Origin of the sequence: Neorhizobium sp. BT27B (genome assembly GCF_050455485.1) — a bacterium.
In the GTDB taxonomy this organism is placed as follows: domain Bacteria; phylum Pseudomonadota; class Alphaproteobacteria; order Rhizobiales; family Rhizobiaceae; genus Neorhizobium.
Map to the genome: position 1 here is coordinate 255344 of NZ_JBCIYT010000003.1, position 15255 is coordinate 270598.

Consider the following 15255-nt stretch of genomic DNA (forward strand, 5'->3'; position numbering starts at 1 on the left):
CTGACTAAACGAAAACATCAAAAGACCCGGCTGCCGAAAGGTTGCCGGGTTTTTCTTTGGCTAATCGTGGGGTGGTCAGAGAAGTGTGTAGCGGGCGCCAAATGTCTGGGCGGCGGCGGCGAAGCGTTTGTCGAGGGTGATCAGTTCAGCATGTGCTTCGACGGCGATTGCCAGATGCAGGGCGTCGCCGGCGCGCAGGCCGAGATCATGTCGATCGCAATATCGAGCTGCTTTGTAAAAGTGTTGCCCTGAAACCGGCAGAATCTCGAATGAGCTTTCAAGGAATATTTGAAACTGTTTGCGTGCAGCATCGCTTGCCTGCGCCGTTATCTGTCCTGTGCGCTGTTTCAGTGACAAGGCGGATGATACTTCTGTCAGCGACCAATCGCTGATCATGATGGTCGAGGAGGTGCGGTTGGTCATCCACAATCTTATCCTCGCCGCCGATGTTTCGCCGGTGAGCAGCGCTACGATGACGGAGGTGTCCAGATAGGGCGTCAATAGCGATCTTCGTCGCGCATTCGGCGCACGAAGGTGCCTGCATCTTCGGTTTGCTTCGGCATGTCTTTCCAAAGCGCTTCAAGCCGCTCGAAATCTATCGGTTCCTTTTTGCGCGCCGGTTCAACTACGCGCTCAGGCGGGCTCAATCTTGCAACGGTTTCGCCATCGCGCAAGATCTCGACGGTTTCGCCATTGCTGACGCGGTCGATCAACTCTCCCAGTTTTTCCTGGGCTTCTGCAAGAGAGACGGCTGCCATTGGGCCCTCCGGGTTCACATGCAACGGATCATACGCCCAGCCGGGATTTCCCGCAATCAATGCGAAACGCTGTTTGAAAACACATTGACGACCACGACGCCGCCGATGATCAGGCCGAGGCCGATGATGGCTGCAAGATCCAGCGTCTGTTTGAACAGAAAAACACCGACGGCAGATACCAGCACGATGCCAAGCCCGCTCCAGATGCCATAGGCAATGCCGACTGGAATTGTCCGCAGCGCGATCGACAGGAGATAGAAGGCGGCGCCGTAGCACAGCGCCATGCCGAGCGTCGGCAAAAGGCGGGTAAATTGCTGGCTTTGCTGCAGCAATGTCGTGCCAACCACCTCCAGTGCTATGGCGACTGCGAGCGATCCGTAGGTCAGAAGGGCGGGGTTCATGGCGATACCGTCATCGTCTTGAGTTGAAAATGCAATTTGTCGAGCTCGCCCGACGGGAGACCGGATATTTCCGTCAGATTGGCCAGCCAGATGCCGTCGGCGGCGTAACGTGCGAGAGCAAGCTTCTGATCGTCATCGGTTGCCGCATGACGTACCAGCCGTTCCCGCATCCATTTCGACCAGAGAGTGCGCAGTTTCGTATCGGTCATGCAGGAAATGGAAAGTGCCGCCCATGGGCCATTGTCGCCCTGACGCGCCACCTGGAAAAACGCATCGATATAGGCGCGGGTGAAGCTTCCATGGGAGATGGGATCGGCTGCCATCAAGCGATCGATCTCCTCATCGAGCGTGCCGAGCAGATCTTCGAAAACGGCCTCGATCAGAGCCTGCTTGTTGGGGAAATGATGCAGCAGGCCACCCTTGGTGACGTGCGCGGCATCGGCGACGGATTGCAGCGTGATCGCGGCGAGACCGTCTTCGGCGGCATGGCGGGCCGCCTGATCGAGAAGGGAGCGGCGTACCGCATCCGGCTGTTTTTCGCGTCTGTGAGCTTTTGACATTCTGAAAACATACCGTATGGTCGGTTTGTTATCAAGCTGCCGCGTGTCTGCTGGAAATCCTATCCGTATAAGTTATTGCGGCTTCGTCCGTTTTTCGTTCTTTGCTGGAAAACTGCCACACTCATCGGCTTTTGATCAGACCGGGACTCGATCGGGCCAGGTTTCCATCCTACATCGGTGACATGACGGAAAATCAGCAGAAGCGGCAAGGCATGTGGGGCTGGGGCATATTCGCCTCCTTCCTCGTCCACGCCGCAATCGCCTTTGTCATACTGGTCGGCCTGCCGCTCGATCTGCCCAGACCGGAAGCCGAGGAGACGGTAAGCGTCGAGATCGTACCGCCGCCGGAAGAGCAAGAGGCGGAAGCGCCCAAGCCCGCCGAAACGCCGCCGGCACCGGAGCAGGAAAAGGCGGCAGCGCCTCCGCCCGAAAAGCCAGCGGAGCAGGGAGAGCCACCACCACCACCACCACCGCCGCCGCCAGCGGCCGAAGAGCCGCAGCAGAAAGCCGAAGAGCAACCCGCGCCGCCGCAGGAAGCCGCCGATACATCACAGGCGCCGGAAGCCAGTCCGCCGCTGGATAATTTTCGACCGGTCTTTCAATTCGGCGAAAAGGATTCAGGGCCGAAACAATCAGTCGAAGGCTCCGCTGCGAAGGAAGAGGCCGCAACGGAGGATACGACATCGGAGCAGGCCGAGGCGGATGTCGCGTCCGACACGAAAAGTGGCGGTGTGCCTGATCTCGCCGAGCAAAAGCCATCTCCGTCGCCGCCTGATACGGAGCAGAAGGCGGACGTAGAGGCGACGGAAAAAACTGCCGGTCCGCCGGTGCCGGAGGATATCGCATTGCCCGATGTGGGCCTTGGTCTTCCCGCATCCGAGACGGAGGGAATGCCCAAGCTGGCGAGCGTGGTTGATGACGCTGTGAAGGCCGATATGGCGCCAGCCAAGCCCAACGACACGGACAAGGCAGGTGGTGGGGTTTCGGGAGGTGCCGAGGCTGCTGTCAGCGACGCCAAGCCTCAATTGCGGAAGGCGAAAAAGCTTTTTTCAACAAGCGTCACCGACAATCCGATGGCAACGATCGCTTTGGGAACCATGTCACGCGGCGAACGCGCTGGAGAGCTTTGTAACTCGGAACTGGGTGCGCAGCTGGCACACGGTGCTCCGCGTTATCTCGCAAGCCGTTTGCCGAAACCGCACCTCAGGACGGGCAATGTTATCGACGTGCAAACGGCTTTCAGCACGCGCTCGCAATGGTACGACGTGAGCTTTCGCTGCGAGGTCGACAAGGATGCGATGAAGGTTGTTTCGTTTGCCTATGATGTCGGGGCGGCCATTCCAAAAAACGAATGGAAAAAGCGTCGCCTTCCGTCACCGTTTTGAGCCGCGCTGCTATCGCGTCGATTGATGATCGCCGCTGGTATCGACATCCTGCAGGCGCACGAACTCGACACCGCGCGTCTTCAAGGTGAGGATTGCCCGCGCCACGCCTTCACCGGCGGCGTGTGTCGGCTGGTTGATATGAGCGATCACCACATCGCCATCCCTGGCCGCAGCGATCTTCTTCTCAGCCATGGCGGCGCCCAGCAGCGAGCCGCCGTCGCCATTCAGCGAGTAGCCGGCGATCCTGTAGCCCATGCCGCGTATCTGACGGATGGCGGATATGTCGTATTTGGCGGTGGCGCCTCGAAACCATTGTGGTTGCGTTAGGCCGGCCGCTCGTATGGCATCGGCGCCGCCGGCGATTTCCTGATCCACCGCATCACTCGAACCGGCTGCCGCAATGCCGTAAATCGAGGCTGGCATATCGACGGCCGGAACATGATTCTGACCGTGGTTTTCGATCTCGAACAGGTCGGGATGTTGTTTCAGTATCGCCAGCGCCTGAGGGTTTGTCTTGAGCCAGCGGGCGGTGACGAACATGGTCGCCGGTATCCGTTCGGACACCAGAACAGATAGGATGCGGTCGTCCGTTTTTCCCATGCAGGCATCAAAAGTCAGTGCGATGCGCGGCCGTTTGGGATCGCCGGAACGGGCAACATGCAATTGAGGTTCGACGAGCGAAGGGCCTTTGAGCGGTGCCGAAGACGCTTGCGGGGCAATCGCAGGCTTGGCGACCGCAATCTGCAGCGGTTTTGCCGGTGTATGCGAAACTGTGCCATCGTCGCCGACAACAAGGCTCGCCGATGTCAGCAGGCCGAGGGTGAATAGGGAGGCAAAGCGCAGGGGCGACAGGATCATGTTCAGCAACCGGAGATTAAGGCACCCGACATACACCGACGCTTCTGGAAATGCCATCTGCCGGCAGGTTTCTGCGGCCGGGTTTTGTGCGATTCCTCCAGCGTGTAACATTGGCGACAGCAAATCATCGTTCATCCTTTCCCGGATGGCAGCGCTCGCCTATTTGGGAGCCACAACAGGAGACGAGCACGGATGCCACAGACGACGATCAGCATTTCCACACGCGGGCAGGGGCTTTACGAATTCACCCGTGACGTTGAAGCTTTTGTCGCAAGCAGTGGAGTGGACGTTGGCCTGTTGACGGTCTTCGTTCGCCACACATCCTGCTCGCTGCTCATCCAGGAAAATGCCGATCCCGATGTTCAGCACGACCTCAAGGAATTTTTCCATCGGATAGCGCCGCCGTCCAGCGATCCCACCATGCGCTGGATGCGCCACACGGCAGAGGGAGCGGATGATATGCCGGCCCATATCAAGGCGGCATTGACGGTGATATCGATCGGTATCCCGGTCTCTGGCGGCCGGCTTGCGCTTGGCACATGGCAGGGCATTTATCTGTTTGAACACCGCGAGCGTCCGCATCGCCGCGATGTGGTGCTGCATCTGTCGGCATGACCTAAGTTTTATCCTGAACACCAGATGAACGTTGCCTTCGGAACCTGTTCAGGTCCCGGCTCATAATCTGAGACCGTCTCCGGATAACCGGATCCTTTCAATTTTTGGAGAGAAACGTGACCCATGTTCTTGTGAAGGCTGGTCTTGCAGCCATGGTCGCCTTGACTTCGCTTGGCGCGACCTTGACGGGTGCCGCCGCCGCAGGCCCGGATTACGGTGTCTATGTTCAGTATCATGATCGCGACCGCGGCCCGCCGCCGCGTGACTGGCGCGATGGTCCTCCGCCGCGCGACTGGCGTGGTGGCCCGCCTCCGCGTCGTGATCGTTGTGATTCGTGGCTGGCCGAGGAAAAGGCAAGCCGCATGGGCCTGCGCCGCGCCCGGGTTGTCGATACCTCACGCCGTGTCGTTGTGGTCGAGGGATTTGACCGCGGCGGCCGTGACCGGATCGTCTTCGCCAATGAGCGTGGCTGCCCGGTCGTGCGCCGATAACAATCGGCCGGATGGTCTTCAAGAATTCCATCTCCGTCGCCCGTTGATGGAATGCAGCCGCTCTTCGTTTCCGTCTCCCTGACTGGCGAAGAGCGGCATTTTTTTGGAAATTGGTAGGCCCGGAGGGACTCGAACCCCCAACCAAGCGGTTATGAGCCGCCGGCTCTAACCATTGAGCTACAGGCCCAGCCGTCAGGACGGCTCGCGGTGGCGCAATGGTTCGCCTTCCGCGGCAATCGCTCTAACTTAATTCCGCACACGTCACAAGCCATCGCCGCAATAGGTTCACAATCGATCGTCACTGAGTTGCAGGCAATGACTTCTTATCCGGAAAGGACCGTTTTTATGCGCGCACTTGCCAACCCTTCTGATGCCCCGATGTCCTCAACGACAGGCCGCCGTCTCTCCCTCGCGTTCGCCGCCGCGACATTGTTTGTCGTGCCGTTCGCCACCAGTTCCGTTTCTGCGCAGGAGCGGCCAGCGCGCGAGCCGGTCATCCGTGTTTCCGGCACCGGCGAGGCTTCGATCGCTCCGGATATGGCGATCATCAACCTCACCGTGGCGCGCAATGCCGAGACCGCTGAAAAGGCACTCGCCGACAATAACAGCGCCATGAATCAGGTTCTGGCGGCGCTGAAAACGGCGGGTATCGCCGACAAGGATCTGCAGACCAGCAATTTTTCCATCTATCCGCAATACCAGCAGAACGAACCGAAAAACGGCCGCGTCGATCCGCCAAAAATCATCGGTTACGAGGTGCAGAACGGTGTCACCGTCAAGATTCGCGACCTGAAGGCGCTCGGCGGCATTATCGATCAGTCGGTAAAGCTTGGCGTCAATCAGGGCGGCCAGATCACTTTTACCAATGATGACCCGTCGGCTGCTCGCACCGAGGCACGCAAAAAGGCTGTGGCCGAGGCGATGGAGAAAGCCCGTACGCTTGCCGAAGCCGCCGGCGTGAAGGTTGGCAAGGTGGTCGATATCAGCGAGGGGGGCGATCGTTTCATGCCGCCATCACCTGCACCGCGGATGGCGATGATGAAGGCCGAATCCGATGGCGTTGCTGTCGCCGCCGGCGAGAACACCTATTCGATCTCGGTGACGATGACGCTTTCGATCGACCAGAACTGATTTTCCGGCTAACGGGCCGCAGCCTGCGGCCCGTTAGCTCTGTACCCTCTTCGACGACTTTCCCAGATCTGCGTAACCCACACGATCTACCGTGAGCGTTCCTTGAAGGCGCCGTTATCCATCTGTCTTTGCTGATTTTTTGGATTTCCAATCCCCACTTTGCGCGGGTGGGTGCATCTCTCTTATGCTCACGTTAACGCTTTACTTTAAAGCTAATTATACCGAATGCAGCCTTGGATTGTATGTAATCTCGCGCTTGTGGGGAACACATCGGGGGCTTTGACATGCAGGATATCGAAGGTGTGGTGGCCGGACTGAAAAAGATCCGGGATGAAATTTGCAGCATCGATGAACGCAGTACCGTGGCGCATCTCGTCGGCCTGGCCTTGCATGAGGCGCTACTGATGGCCTGGGATTCCGTGATGCGCGATCCCGATGAGAAGCGGCGGGCGGCGCGTTTTTTCCGGCTTTATGCGATCATGCCGAAAGAGTGAGCCTTTTGGTGCTGTCGTAAAACTGTTGCATAATCTTCATAATCCTCACGCGCCTTGAGGCGATGGACGGAGCGGACGAGCATGGCAACATTGGAAGACGTCGCGAAACGCGCCGGCTGTTCGGTGGCAACGGCCAGCCGTGCATTGAGCGACAAGGGCGCGGTCAGCGAGATTGCCCGAAGACGGGTTTTACGGGCCGCGGCCGAGTTGGGTTATCGCACCTCCACCGTTGTGGCGGGCCGGGCAGCGCGACGGCCTGTCGTGGGACTGCTTATTCCCAGCATCACCAATCCTGTCTTTGCCACGTCCGTTTCGATCATCCAGAACCGCATGCTGGTGGCAGGTCATGGCGTGCTGATCGCGCAGTCGAATTACGATCCGGCGCAGGAGGCCAATGCCATCACGGCGCTTCTCAACGAGCGGCCGACGGGCTTGATCCTGACGCTGTGCGATGCGGCGAATTACCGGCCACCGGTCACAGACATGCCGCCGACAGTGCTGATGCACAATCGGCCGACGCCGCATTTTGCCGCCGCCGTCACCGCCGACAATTTTGCCGCAAGCCGGATGATCACCAGCCATCTGATCGCGCATGGCCATCACCGGATCCTGTTCGTGTCCGGAAGTTTTGCAGCATCCGACCGAGCGCGGCATCGATACGAGGGTCACGCGGCGGCCATGCACGCGGCGGGGCTGGAGGTGCAGGCCGCGCTGCAGATCGGATTTATCGAATACGACCGGCTGGATCTCAGCGAGGCGTTGCGGGCGGAGTGTCCGACGGCGATCATCGCTTCAAACGATCTTTTGGCGCTCGGCGTCATTGGCGCATTGAAGCGCGAGGGGCTTTCTGTTCCGGGTGATGTGTCGGTTGCGGGTTTTGATGGCATTGCCATCGGCCGATTGATCGATCCGGTGCTGACGACGATCGAGATGCCGGATGTCAGCATGGGGGCTGCGGCGGCGTCGCTGCTGCTGGATATTGCCGAAAATCATGCGCCGGCGCGGCATCTCGATATCCCATTCACGATGCGACCGGGCGGAACGGTTCGGGCGATCTGACCTTTCATAGAAAAACCGCCGCACAGTCTCCTGCACGGCGGCTTTTTGTCACGATACCGGTTTTAGCTGCGTGGCAGCAGGCGCTTCACTTCCTTGGCGGCATCTTCCAGAGCTTCTTCCGGCTTGGCCGACTGGTCGACGACGCGCGAAGAGTTGTCGACGATCGTCTGGGTGACGCGCACGCCGTTGGAACCCGGGAAGGCGTACCACGGAACCATGCGCGGCATCTGCTTCAGGCCAGCCTGGAACAGCGGGTTCTTGGCGTAGAAATCACCCAGATATTCCGGCGACTTGGCGGCCAGTTCGTTGTTCGGAACGTAGCCGGTGCCGGGAACGACAACCGATGCGCCGTAAGGGCCGGCTGCGAACTTGGCGAACTTCCAGGCGGCGTCCTGCTTGGCGGCGTCCTTGGTCAGGATGACGACGGCGTTGCCGCCGGTCGGCAGCTTGCCGTTGACCGGGTCGAGAAGCGGGATTTCGGCGGTGCGCAGGTCGAACTTGCCGCCAACGTTCTTGATGGTGTTGGCAAGAGCACCGGTGGTCTGGAAGGCAAAGCCGACCTTGCCGGCAACGAAGGCCTGCTCACCGGCAGCCTTGGTGAAGACCGGCATGCCGGCTTCCTTGACGAGGCGCGACAGGACGCCAAAAGCCTTCTGGCCTTCAGGACCGTTGAAAGCGACCTTGCTTTCGTCTTCCGACAGCATGGTGCCGCCAGCGCCGAACAGCAGCGCCGAGAACATCCAGTCGTCACCCTGCCAACGGAAATCGACCGAGTCGACGCCGTTGCCGAGCGCCTTGATCTTGGCGCCGAGGGCGATCACTTCGTCCCATGTCTTCGGCGGCTGGTCAGGATTGCCACCGGCAGCTTTTACCAGATCGGCATTGTAGTACATGATCGGGTTGGACGTTGCGAAAGCGAGACCGACCTGCTTGCCGTTGACCTGGGCGAGCTTCAGGATCGTGTCCGAAAAGCCCTGTTCGGCCATCGAGGCCTTGTCCTTGGCGATGAACGGCGCGAGATCGACCGGGATCGAACGCTCGTCGGCCATGCGCAGACGGTTGAGGCCGATGAAGGTCAGGTCCGGCATTTCGGACGTGCCTGCCTGGCGCATGATCGTCTGGATGCCTTCCTCATAGGTCGGCGACGGGTTTGCGAACTCGATCTTGATGTCCGGGTTTTCTTCCATGAACTTCTTGGACACCTTGTCCATGACGTCCTTGAAGAATCCGGGCATCGGGTAGTGAACCGTCAGCGTGGTTTCGGCGTGTGCCGGGAAAGCGGCTGCCATGGTGATGGCGGCGGCCGAGAGAAGTTTTGCAAAATGCTTCATTGCATTTCTCCGTGGGAGGATAAAGCGGGGGAGGTGAGGCGACCGGTTGTTCGGGCTATCCCTTCAGACCGGTCATGGTGATGCCCTCGACGAAGCGTTTCTGAGCCAGAAGGAAGGCCGCAACGAGGGGAAGGGTGATGATCAAGGTGGCGGCCATCAGCGCGCCGTAGTCGTCGCCGGCTTCGGCTGCCCGGAAGAACAGAAGGCCGAGTGGCGGTGTGGCGTAAGCCTGATTGGAGACGACGATCAGAGGCCAGTAGAGGTCGTTCCAGTGGGCAACCACGGAAAAGATCGCAAAGGCGGTGATGGCCGGCCAAGCATTGGGCACGATGACGCGCATCACGATGCCGAGTTCCGACATGCCGTCCAGACGGGCGGCATGGATGAGATCGTCCGGCATGGCGCGAAAGAACTGCAGGAACAGGAAGATCGCGAAGACAGAGATCGAGAATGGTGCGACGAGAGCCGTGTAGCTGTTGAGCAGGGCGGCGCTGTCGAAGGCGACGTAGAGCGGCAGCGAGGTGGCGTGGATCGGCACCAGCAGGCCGAGCATGACCAGCGCCATCAGCAAGCGGGCAGCGCCGAATTTCAGCTTGGCCATGGCATAGGCGCAAGGGATGGCGATCACGACCTGAAAGACGAAGATCAGGCCGCAGACGACGACACCGTTCCACAGCAGCGTGCCCATCGACACGCGGCCAAATGCCTTGGCAAAATTTTCCAGGTAAAAGAACTGCGTCGGGATGAGCGACAGCGACGAGGTGAAGATCTCGCTCTGGCCCTTGCCGGCGGTGGAGATCATGAAGATGTAGGGCGCGAGGAAAATGAGCGCGCCGAGCGACAGGAGGGTGAGGCGGATGGCCCGGCCGAGAGTAAAGGTCTGGGTCATCAGTAATGTACCTTCCGGTCGACGAGGCGATATTGCGCGAACATCATCACCACCAGCACGGCGAGGAAAACCACGGTCATGGCCGAGGCGTAACCGACGCGCAGGTAGACAAAGCCCTCCTGATAGATGGTGAAGAGCAGGACTTCGGAGGCCTTGTTGGGGCCGCCTTCGGTGAGTGTCTTGACCGTCTCGAAAACCTTGACCGCGTTGATGACGCTGATCGTGGTGACGAAGACGGTGGTGGGGCCGAGCATGGGCAGGGTGACGAGGAAAAACCGGTCGATGGAGGACTTTGCGCCATCGATTTCGGCGGCGGAATACAAGTCGCGCGGGATGGCGGTCAGGCCAGCGAGGAACAGGATCATGTTGAAACCGACCGTCTGCCACACGCCGATCATCGACAGGCTGTAGAGAACCGTGCCGGCGGAGCCGAGCCAGTTGGGGCCGGGCAGGCCGATCAGGTTGAGCAGGTTGTTGACCGGGCCGATGGTGGGATGCAGCAGGTATTGCCAGACGGTGGCCATGGCGACCAGCAGCGAGGCGACCGGCAGGAAGTATGCCGTGCGGAAGAAGGAACGGCCGACCGTTTCGCTTTCGATCAGCAAGGCCACGCCGAGGCCAAGCAGGATCGAGGCCGGGGCGACGATGGCCGTGTAGATGGCCGTGTTCCAAAGCGACTGGCGGAACGTGCGGTCACCAAAAAGTTCGGCGTAGTTTTCAAAGCCGACAAACTTGAAGGTGCTGTAACCGAGTTCGAAATCGGTAAAGCCGAGCGTGATGACGGCGATAACCGGCGCGACGATGAACAGGATGATGAGGATCATCGCAGGCGCCGCCAGCATCCAGGCAACGCGGGCTTCGTGACGTTCGCTGACGTTGACGATGGGCCGTGATTTTTCCACGGGCAGGGAGATGGCGGTCATGTCAGCCATGCGCCCGCTCCAGCAGGGTGGTGAAGTTGAGATCGGCGCGCAGACGGGCGCCATCGGCACCGAATACCATCAGGCGTTCGCCCTGCGGCACGATCGTCACCGGCTTGCCGGCGACAAGGCCCTTGGCTTCCGAAGGCGCGAGTTTCACGACCATGCTTTCGCCGATGGCGTCGAGCTTGGTGTAGACGATCACTTCCGAACCGAGGAACTCGAGGCGCTCGATATGGGCCGGCAGGCCGGGCGTTCCCATGTCGGCGATCGACAGGAATTCCGAGCGGATTGCGACGGTGATATCGGAACCGGGCGCCAGCGTTTCATGCGGCTGCAGACGCCATGTGCCGAGCGTGACGGCGCCATCGGCATCGACGCGGCTGGCAATGGTGTTGATGCGCGGCTGGCCGACAAACTTTGCCACTTCGATATGGGCCGGATCGTCATAGATGACTTCCGGCGCTGCGAGCTGCAGCAGGCTGCCGGACATCATCACAGCGACGCGGTCAGCCATCGACAGGGCTTCCGCCTGATCGTGGGTAACGTAAAGCGTCGGTACGCCGGCGCGGCGGTGCAGATCGACGATTTCGCCGCGGGCATGGACGCGCAGGTTGGCGTCCAGGTTGGAAAGCGGCTCGTCCATCAAGAACAGGCCGGGCTGGCGCACCATTGCCCGCGCCAAGGCGACGCGCTGACGCTGGCCGCCGGACATCTGGCCGGGTTTGCGGTCGACCAGGTGATCTATCTTCAGCGAACGGGCCATGTCGGTGACCTGGCGCATGATATCCTTGCGGATTTCCCGCTGGCCCGGCAGCATCGAGCCGATGACCGGCAGGCGCTGCATTGAGGTCAGGTTGCGCATGGCGAGCGGCACGGCGATGTTCTGACCGGCGGTCAGATGCGGATAAAGAGCGTAGGACTGAAACACCATGGCGACGTTGCGTTCGGCCGCGACCAGGCGCGTCAGGTCGCGGCCGCCGGCAACGATCTCACCGCTGTCGGCGCCTTCAAGACCGGCGACGATGCGCAGCAGCGTGCTCTTGCCGCAGCCCGAGGGACCGACCAGCGCGATGAACTCGCCGGCTTCCGCCTCCAGGCTGATGCCCTTCAGAATGTGGTTCTCACCAAAGGACTTGGTGACGTTCTTGATGGAAAGCGCGCTCATTCGGCGGCCTCGTTCGTTTCCTGGGTCGCGGCCTTCTTTGCGCTCTGCGGATAGACCTCCTCGATCACGTCATCGATGACATGCGCGACCATGCCCGGAACAGCGACGATGGTGCTGGTGACTGTTGCGCCGAATTCGTGGACGACGGCACCGATCAGGCGTTCGCCCGGCATTTCGCGCTCCAGTGTATCAATGATGAAGGCGGCGGCCGGACCCCAGACGATGGCGGTGTCTTCGAACTTGCCTTCCCATGCCCAGTGCAGGTGGCCGCTGGCGAAGAGGGCAACGTCGTGGGCTGCGATCAGGTCATACATGCGGCCGCGCTGGGCAGGGCGCAGGCCCCAGTAGCCGGTATCACCTTCCTGCGGTTCATCGACGAATAGCGGCTTGTGGGAGAACATCGCAACGCGGCGGTCGCCACGGCTTTCCAGCACTTCCTTCAGCCAGACGAACTGGGCTTCTTCTTCCGCACCGTCGGCGTCATCGCCCTGGCCGAACAGGAGGGCATTGAGGCCGATGAAACGCCAGTTGCCATTGTCGGTGTCGGCATCGTGGAACCAGTAGTCGCGGCCGACCATGTCGCGCCAGCGGTTCAGACGCTCGGCATTGACGGGCTGCGGCGAGCCGGGCAGGTGGCCGACATCATGATTGCCGGGCAGGATCAGCATCGGAACCGAGGTTTCGCGCATCAGGTCCATGGAGAAGGAGAGGTCGTTGGCGTGGTCCGCGCCATCGACGGAAAGGTCGCCCGTATGGATGATCAGGTCCGGCTCTTCCGCCTCGATCCACTGCAGCAGAGGCGCCCAATTGCCGTTGAAATGCGGCTTCATGGGGCTCAAGTGCGTATCGGTGATCTGGATGACTTTCATAGGGCAAACTCCAACATTCCGGCGGGCGGCCTTCATGGCGCCACGCATCTGTTGAGGGGCGTCTTAACGAGCTTGCTTGTCAGTCAAATTACAGGGGTTTCCAGTTTCCTTCCATTTTCGTCATGGAACCGTCATACGACCGCGTTTGTGCGGTTTTCGCCGGCAATCCGGGCATCTCGGAAAAAATGTGGAAACTGCAACAAAGCTGTCGCATGACATGTGTATAGGCCGGGCCATAGGAGTTGCCCTGATGTCCAGAGATCTTACGCTATGCCAGGCCGTCCATGACCCGCTGATCGCGCTGATGCGCAAGGCGGACGGGATCGGCACGCCGGAATTTGCGACGTTTCTGATCTCTGCGGCCGACCATTATCGTGTCAGCGAGCTCGAGAGCCTGCAGCGCCGTCGCGTCGACCAGTTCTACAGGATGATCGGTGCCGGCGATATCCATATGCCGAAGCCGCGCGAGACGGCTCGCGACGTGCCCAAGCACGTGGTCAAAGGCCCGATCTGGGACCTCTGCTGAACCGCGATCTGCGCTCAATTCCCCATTGCCGAACCCGGATGTGGTGCTTACACCTTGAGCATCGATAATAACGGGTGCAGCGCATGACATCTTCCAGCTATTTTTCCGCCGTGGGTGGCCTGCCGCCACAGACGCAGACACTGTCCAGCAAGGCGGTGTTCACCACGGCCTATGCGGTCATTCCGAAGACGGTGATGAGCGACATCGTCACCAGCGTTCTGCCGCATTGGGAAAAGACACGGGCGTGGATTCTGGCGCGGCCGATGACCGGATTTTCCGAGACGTTTTCGCAATATATCGTCGAGGTGGAGCCCGGCGGCGGCAGTGTTCGTCCCGAGCCGGACGCGCGTGCGCAGGCTGCGATCTTTGTCGTGGACGGCGGTGTGACCATCACGCTCGATGGTGCGGGACATGTGTTGAAGACCGGTTCGTTCGCCTATCTGCCGGCCGGTTCCGCCTGGACGATCAGGAATGACGGTGCCGAGGCCGTGCGGTTCCACTGGGTGCGAAAGGTGTTCAAGGTGGTGGAGGGGCTGGAAGCGCCGCCGGCAATCTTCTCCCACGAAGACGACTGCGAAATGCACGCCATGCCGGATACCGAAGGCCGTTGGGCGACGACGCGCTTCATCGATCCGTCCGATGTACGTTACGACATGCATCTGAACATCGTCACCTTCGAACCGGGCGCCACCATTCCCTTTATGGAAACCCATATCATGGAGCACGGACTTTACGTGCTGGAGGGCAAGGCGGTCTACCGTTTGAATTCCGACTGGGTCGAGGTGGAAGCCGGCGATTTCATGTGGCTGCGCGCCTATTGCCCGCAGGCCTGTTATGCCGGCGGACCGGGACGTTTCCGTTACCTGCTCTACAAGGATGTGAACCGCCACGCCGACCTCTGGTAGCCGGTTTCGCCTGAGGAACAACGATCCTTTCCCAACGTTGTCGTGTCACAGACAATAATGGAGGCCATCATGCCGAGGGAACACAGCAATTCCAACGAGGCACCGTCCGCGGCGGTGAAATCGCTGAAGGACGAAAAGAAGGCGCAAGCCCGGACCAAGCCCGAAAGTGAACTGGACGAGGGTCTGGAAGACACGTTTCCGGCCAGTGATCCGGTTTCCGCCACACGTCCCGGCAGTGGCGCCGACGAGAAATAGCGGTCGGCATCGAGTTCAGGCTTATCCATCAGATGACGACCCGGTTGCGATGCTGCCGGGTCTGTTTTTTGTGGTCCGTGTGCGGTATCGGACGAAGAAAATTCTGTAATGTCCTCAATCTTGTCGTAATAATACCCCACGCTATCTGTTCTGCTGGACAGGCTGCGGGTGGCGTGCTTGTGCTACGAATTCATGCCCGGTGTGCACTGCGGGGCGGTATAACCAAAAGAATACAGATAAGCCCCGGGGGTAATCGGATATGAGCGACCTGCAGCCGCAACGACGGATTCTGATGGTCGATGACGACGTGCTGATCGCCATGACATCCGTCGATATGCTGGAGGAACTCGGTCACAAGGTGATCGAGGCGCATTCCGGCCGCGAGGCGCTTGAACTGCTCGGCAAGGCCATCGATAGCGGCGACCGCATCGACCTGTTGATCACCGATTTTTCCATGCCCGGCATGAATGGCGCAGAACTTGCCGTACAGGCTCGCCAGATCGTTCCCGGCCTGCCGATCCTGTTGGCGAGCGGTTATACCGATCTGCCGGATGGCATGGACATCAATGTCGGCCGGCTTGGAAAGCCGTATTCGCAGGAAGATTTGGCGAGCGAGATCGCCAAGGTGCTGGTGGGGTAA

At 60.2% G+C, this 15255-nt stretch carries 20 protein-coding genes and 1 tRNA gene; 10 read left to right on the top strand and 11 right to left on the bottom strand.

What is annotated here, in order from left to right:
• Positions 1–75: 75 nt before the first annotated feature.
• The 4 genes from AAIH70_RS09930 to AAIH70_RS09945 are packed head-to-tail and all read right to left on the bottom strand — an operon-like array spanning position 76 to position 1719.
• Positions 76–573: a type II toxin-antitoxin system VapC family toxin gene (locus tag AAIH70_RS09930; RefSeq protein WP_430033945.1), complete on the bottom strand. Its 498-nt coding sequence runs from the start codon at positions 571–573 to the stop codon at positions 76–78.
• Positions 498–818, bottom strand: coding sequence for a type II toxin-antitoxin system Phd/YefM family antitoxin (locus AAIH70_RS09935; RefSeq protein WP_430033947.1), 321 nt, complete (start codon positions 816–818; stop codon positions 498–500). Before AAIH70_RS09935 ends, AAIH70_RS09930 begins: the two co-directional genes overlap by 76 nt.
• Positions 815–1159, bottom strand: coding sequence for a DMT family transporter (locus AAIH70_RS09940; protein WP_132272086.1), 345 nt, complete (start codon positions 1157–1159; stop codon positions 815–817). The genes AAIH70_RS09935 and AAIH70_RS09940 overlap by 4 nt, the downstream gene beginning before the upstream one ends.
• A complete protein-coding gene (locus tag AAIH70_RS09945) occupies positions 1156–1719 on the bottom strand; it encodes a TetR/AcrR family transcriptional regulator (protein ID WP_132272087.1) in 564 nt (187 codons plus the stop codon). Before AAIH70_RS09945 ends, AAIH70_RS09940 begins: the two co-directional genes overlap by 4 nt.
• Before the next feature lie 182 nt (positions 1720–1901).
• Between AAIH70_RS09945 and AAIH70_RS09950 the strand changes: the two genes are divergently transcribed.
• Complete coding sequence (locus AAIH70_RS09950) at positions 1902–3104, top strand: DUF930 domain-containing protein (RefSeq protein ID WP_132272088.1); 1203 nt, start codon at positions 1902–1904, stop codon at positions 3102–3104.
• A gap of 9 nt (positions 3105–3113) precedes the next feature.
• On the opposite strand, the gene AAIH70_RS09955 is transcribed toward AAIH70_RS09950, so the two are convergent.
• A complete protein-coding gene (locus AAIH70_RS09955) occupies positions 3114–3956 on the bottom strand; it encodes a polysaccharide deacetylase family protein (RefSeq protein WP_430034204.1) in 843 nt (280 codons plus the stop codon).
• Positions 3957–4154: 198 nt separating this feature from the next.
• On the opposite strand from AAIH70_RS09955, the gene AAIH70_RS09960 reads away from it, so the two are divergent.
• The gene (locus AAIH70_RS09960; RefSeq protein ID WP_132272090.1) at positions 4155–4577 is read left to right on the top strand and encodes a secondary thiamine-phosphate synthase enzyme YjbQ; all 423 of its coding nucleotides are present in this window, start codon (positions 4155–4157) and stop codon (positions 4575–4577) included.
• A gap of 116 nt (positions 4578–4693) precedes the next feature.
• On the top strand, positions 4694–5068 hold the full coding sequence (locus AAIH70_RS09965; RefSeq protein WP_430033950.1) for a hypothetical protein: 375 nt from the start codon (positions 4694–4696) through the stop codon (positions 5066–5068).
• Between the two features lie 111 nt (positions 5069–5179).
• Here the strand turns inward: AAIH70_RS09965 and AAIH70_RS09970 are convergent.
• Positions 5180–5255 (bottom strand) — tRNA-Ile (locus AAIH70_RS09970).
• A 191-nt stretch (positions 5256–5446) separates the two neighbouring features.
• Here AAIH70_RS09970 and AAIH70_RS09975 point away from each other — a divergent pair.
• From AAIH70_RS09975 to AAIH70_RS09985, 3 genes are all read left to right on the top strand, one after another.
• The gene (locus tag AAIH70_RS09975; RefSeq protein WP_165931933.1) at positions 5447–6199 is read left to right on the top strand and encodes an SIMPL domain-containing protein; all 753 of its coding nucleotides are present in this window, start codon (positions 5447–5449) and stop codon (positions 6197–6199) included.
• Between the two features lie 284 nt (positions 6200–6483).
• Positions 6484–6693, top strand: a complete 210-nt coding sequence (locus AAIH70_RS09980) for a hypothetical protein (RefSeq protein WP_132272092.1) — start codon at positions 6484–6486, stop codon at positions 6691–6693.
• 81 nt (positions 6694–6774) lie between these two features.
• A complete protein-coding gene (locus AAIH70_RS09985; RefSeq protein ID WP_132272093.1) occupies positions 6775–7752 on the top strand; it encodes a substrate-binding domain-containing protein in 978 nt (325 codons plus the stop codon).
• Between the two features lie 62 nt (positions 7753–7814).
• Here the strand turns inward: AAIH70_RS09985 and AAIH70_RS09990 are convergent, their stop codons facing one another.
• Genes AAIH70_RS09990 through AAIH70_RS10010 form a run of 5 tightly spaced genes read right to left on the bottom strand, consistent with a single transcriptional unit; the run spans position 7815 to position 12929 of the window.
• A complete protein-coding gene (locus tag AAIH70_RS09990) occupies positions 7815–9083 on the bottom strand; it encodes an ABC transporter substrate-binding protein (protein WP_132272094.1) in 1269 nt (422 codons plus the stop codon).
• A gap of 55 nt (positions 9084–9138) precedes the next feature.
• Positions 9139–9972, bottom strand: coding sequence for a carbohydrate ABC transporter permease (locus AAIH70_RS09995; RefSeq protein ID WP_132272095.1), 834 nt, complete (start codon positions 9970–9972; stop codon positions 9139–9141).
• Entirely contained in the window at positions 9972–10904 is a 933-nt protein-coding gene (locus AAIH70_RS10000) for a carbohydrate ABC transporter permease (protein WP_132272096.1), read from the bottom strand. Before AAIH70_RS10000 ends, AAIH70_RS09995 begins: the two co-directional genes overlap by 1 nt.
• A complete protein-coding gene (locus AAIH70_RS10005; protein ID WP_430033953.1) occupies positions 10897–12060 on the bottom strand; it encodes an ABC transporter ATP-binding protein in 1164 nt (387 codons plus the stop codon). The genes AAIH70_RS10000 and AAIH70_RS10005 overlap by 8 nt, the downstream gene beginning before the upstream one ends.
• Positions 12057–12929 (bottom strand): metallophosphoesterase family protein, encoded by an 873-nt coding sequence (locus AAIH70_RS10010; RefSeq protein ID WP_132272098.1) that lies wholly within the window; start codon positions 12927–12929, stop codon positions 12057–12059. Before AAIH70_RS10010 ends, AAIH70_RS10005 begins: the two co-directional genes overlap by 4 nt.
• Positions 12930–13179: 250 nt before the next feature.
• Here AAIH70_RS10010 and AAIH70_RS10015 point away from each other — a divergent pair, with 250 nt between their 5' ends.
• The 4 genes from AAIH70_RS10015 to AAIH70_RS10030 all read left to right on the top strand — a co-directional run bounded on the left by AAIH70_RS10015 (position 13180) and on the right by AAIH70_RS10030 (position 15255).
• The gene (locus AAIH70_RS10015) at positions 13180–13455 is read left to right on the top strand and encodes a hypothetical protein (protein WP_132272099.1); all 276 of its coding nucleotides are present in this window, start codon (positions 13180–13182) and stop codon (positions 13453–13455) included.
• A gap of 83 nt (positions 13456–13538) precedes the next feature.
• Positions 13539–14360, top strand: a complete 822-nt coding sequence (locus tag AAIH70_RS10020) for a bifunctional allantoicase/(S)-ureidoglycine aminohydrolase (protein WP_132272100.1) — start codon at positions 13539–13541, stop codon at positions 14358–14360.
• A gap of 69 nt (positions 14361–14429) precedes the next feature.
• On the top strand, positions 14430–14615 hold the full coding sequence (locus AAIH70_RS10025; RefSeq protein ID WP_132272101.1) for a hypothetical protein: 186 nt from the start codon (positions 14430–14432) through the stop codon (positions 14613–14615).
• Between the two features lie 259 nt (positions 14616–14874).
• Positions 14875–15255 carry a response regulator gene (locus tag AAIH70_RS10030; protein WP_132272102.1) on the top strand — a complete coding sequence of 127 codons (381 nt, stop codon included), beginning with the start codon at positions 14875–14877 and terminating at the stop codon, positions 15253–15255.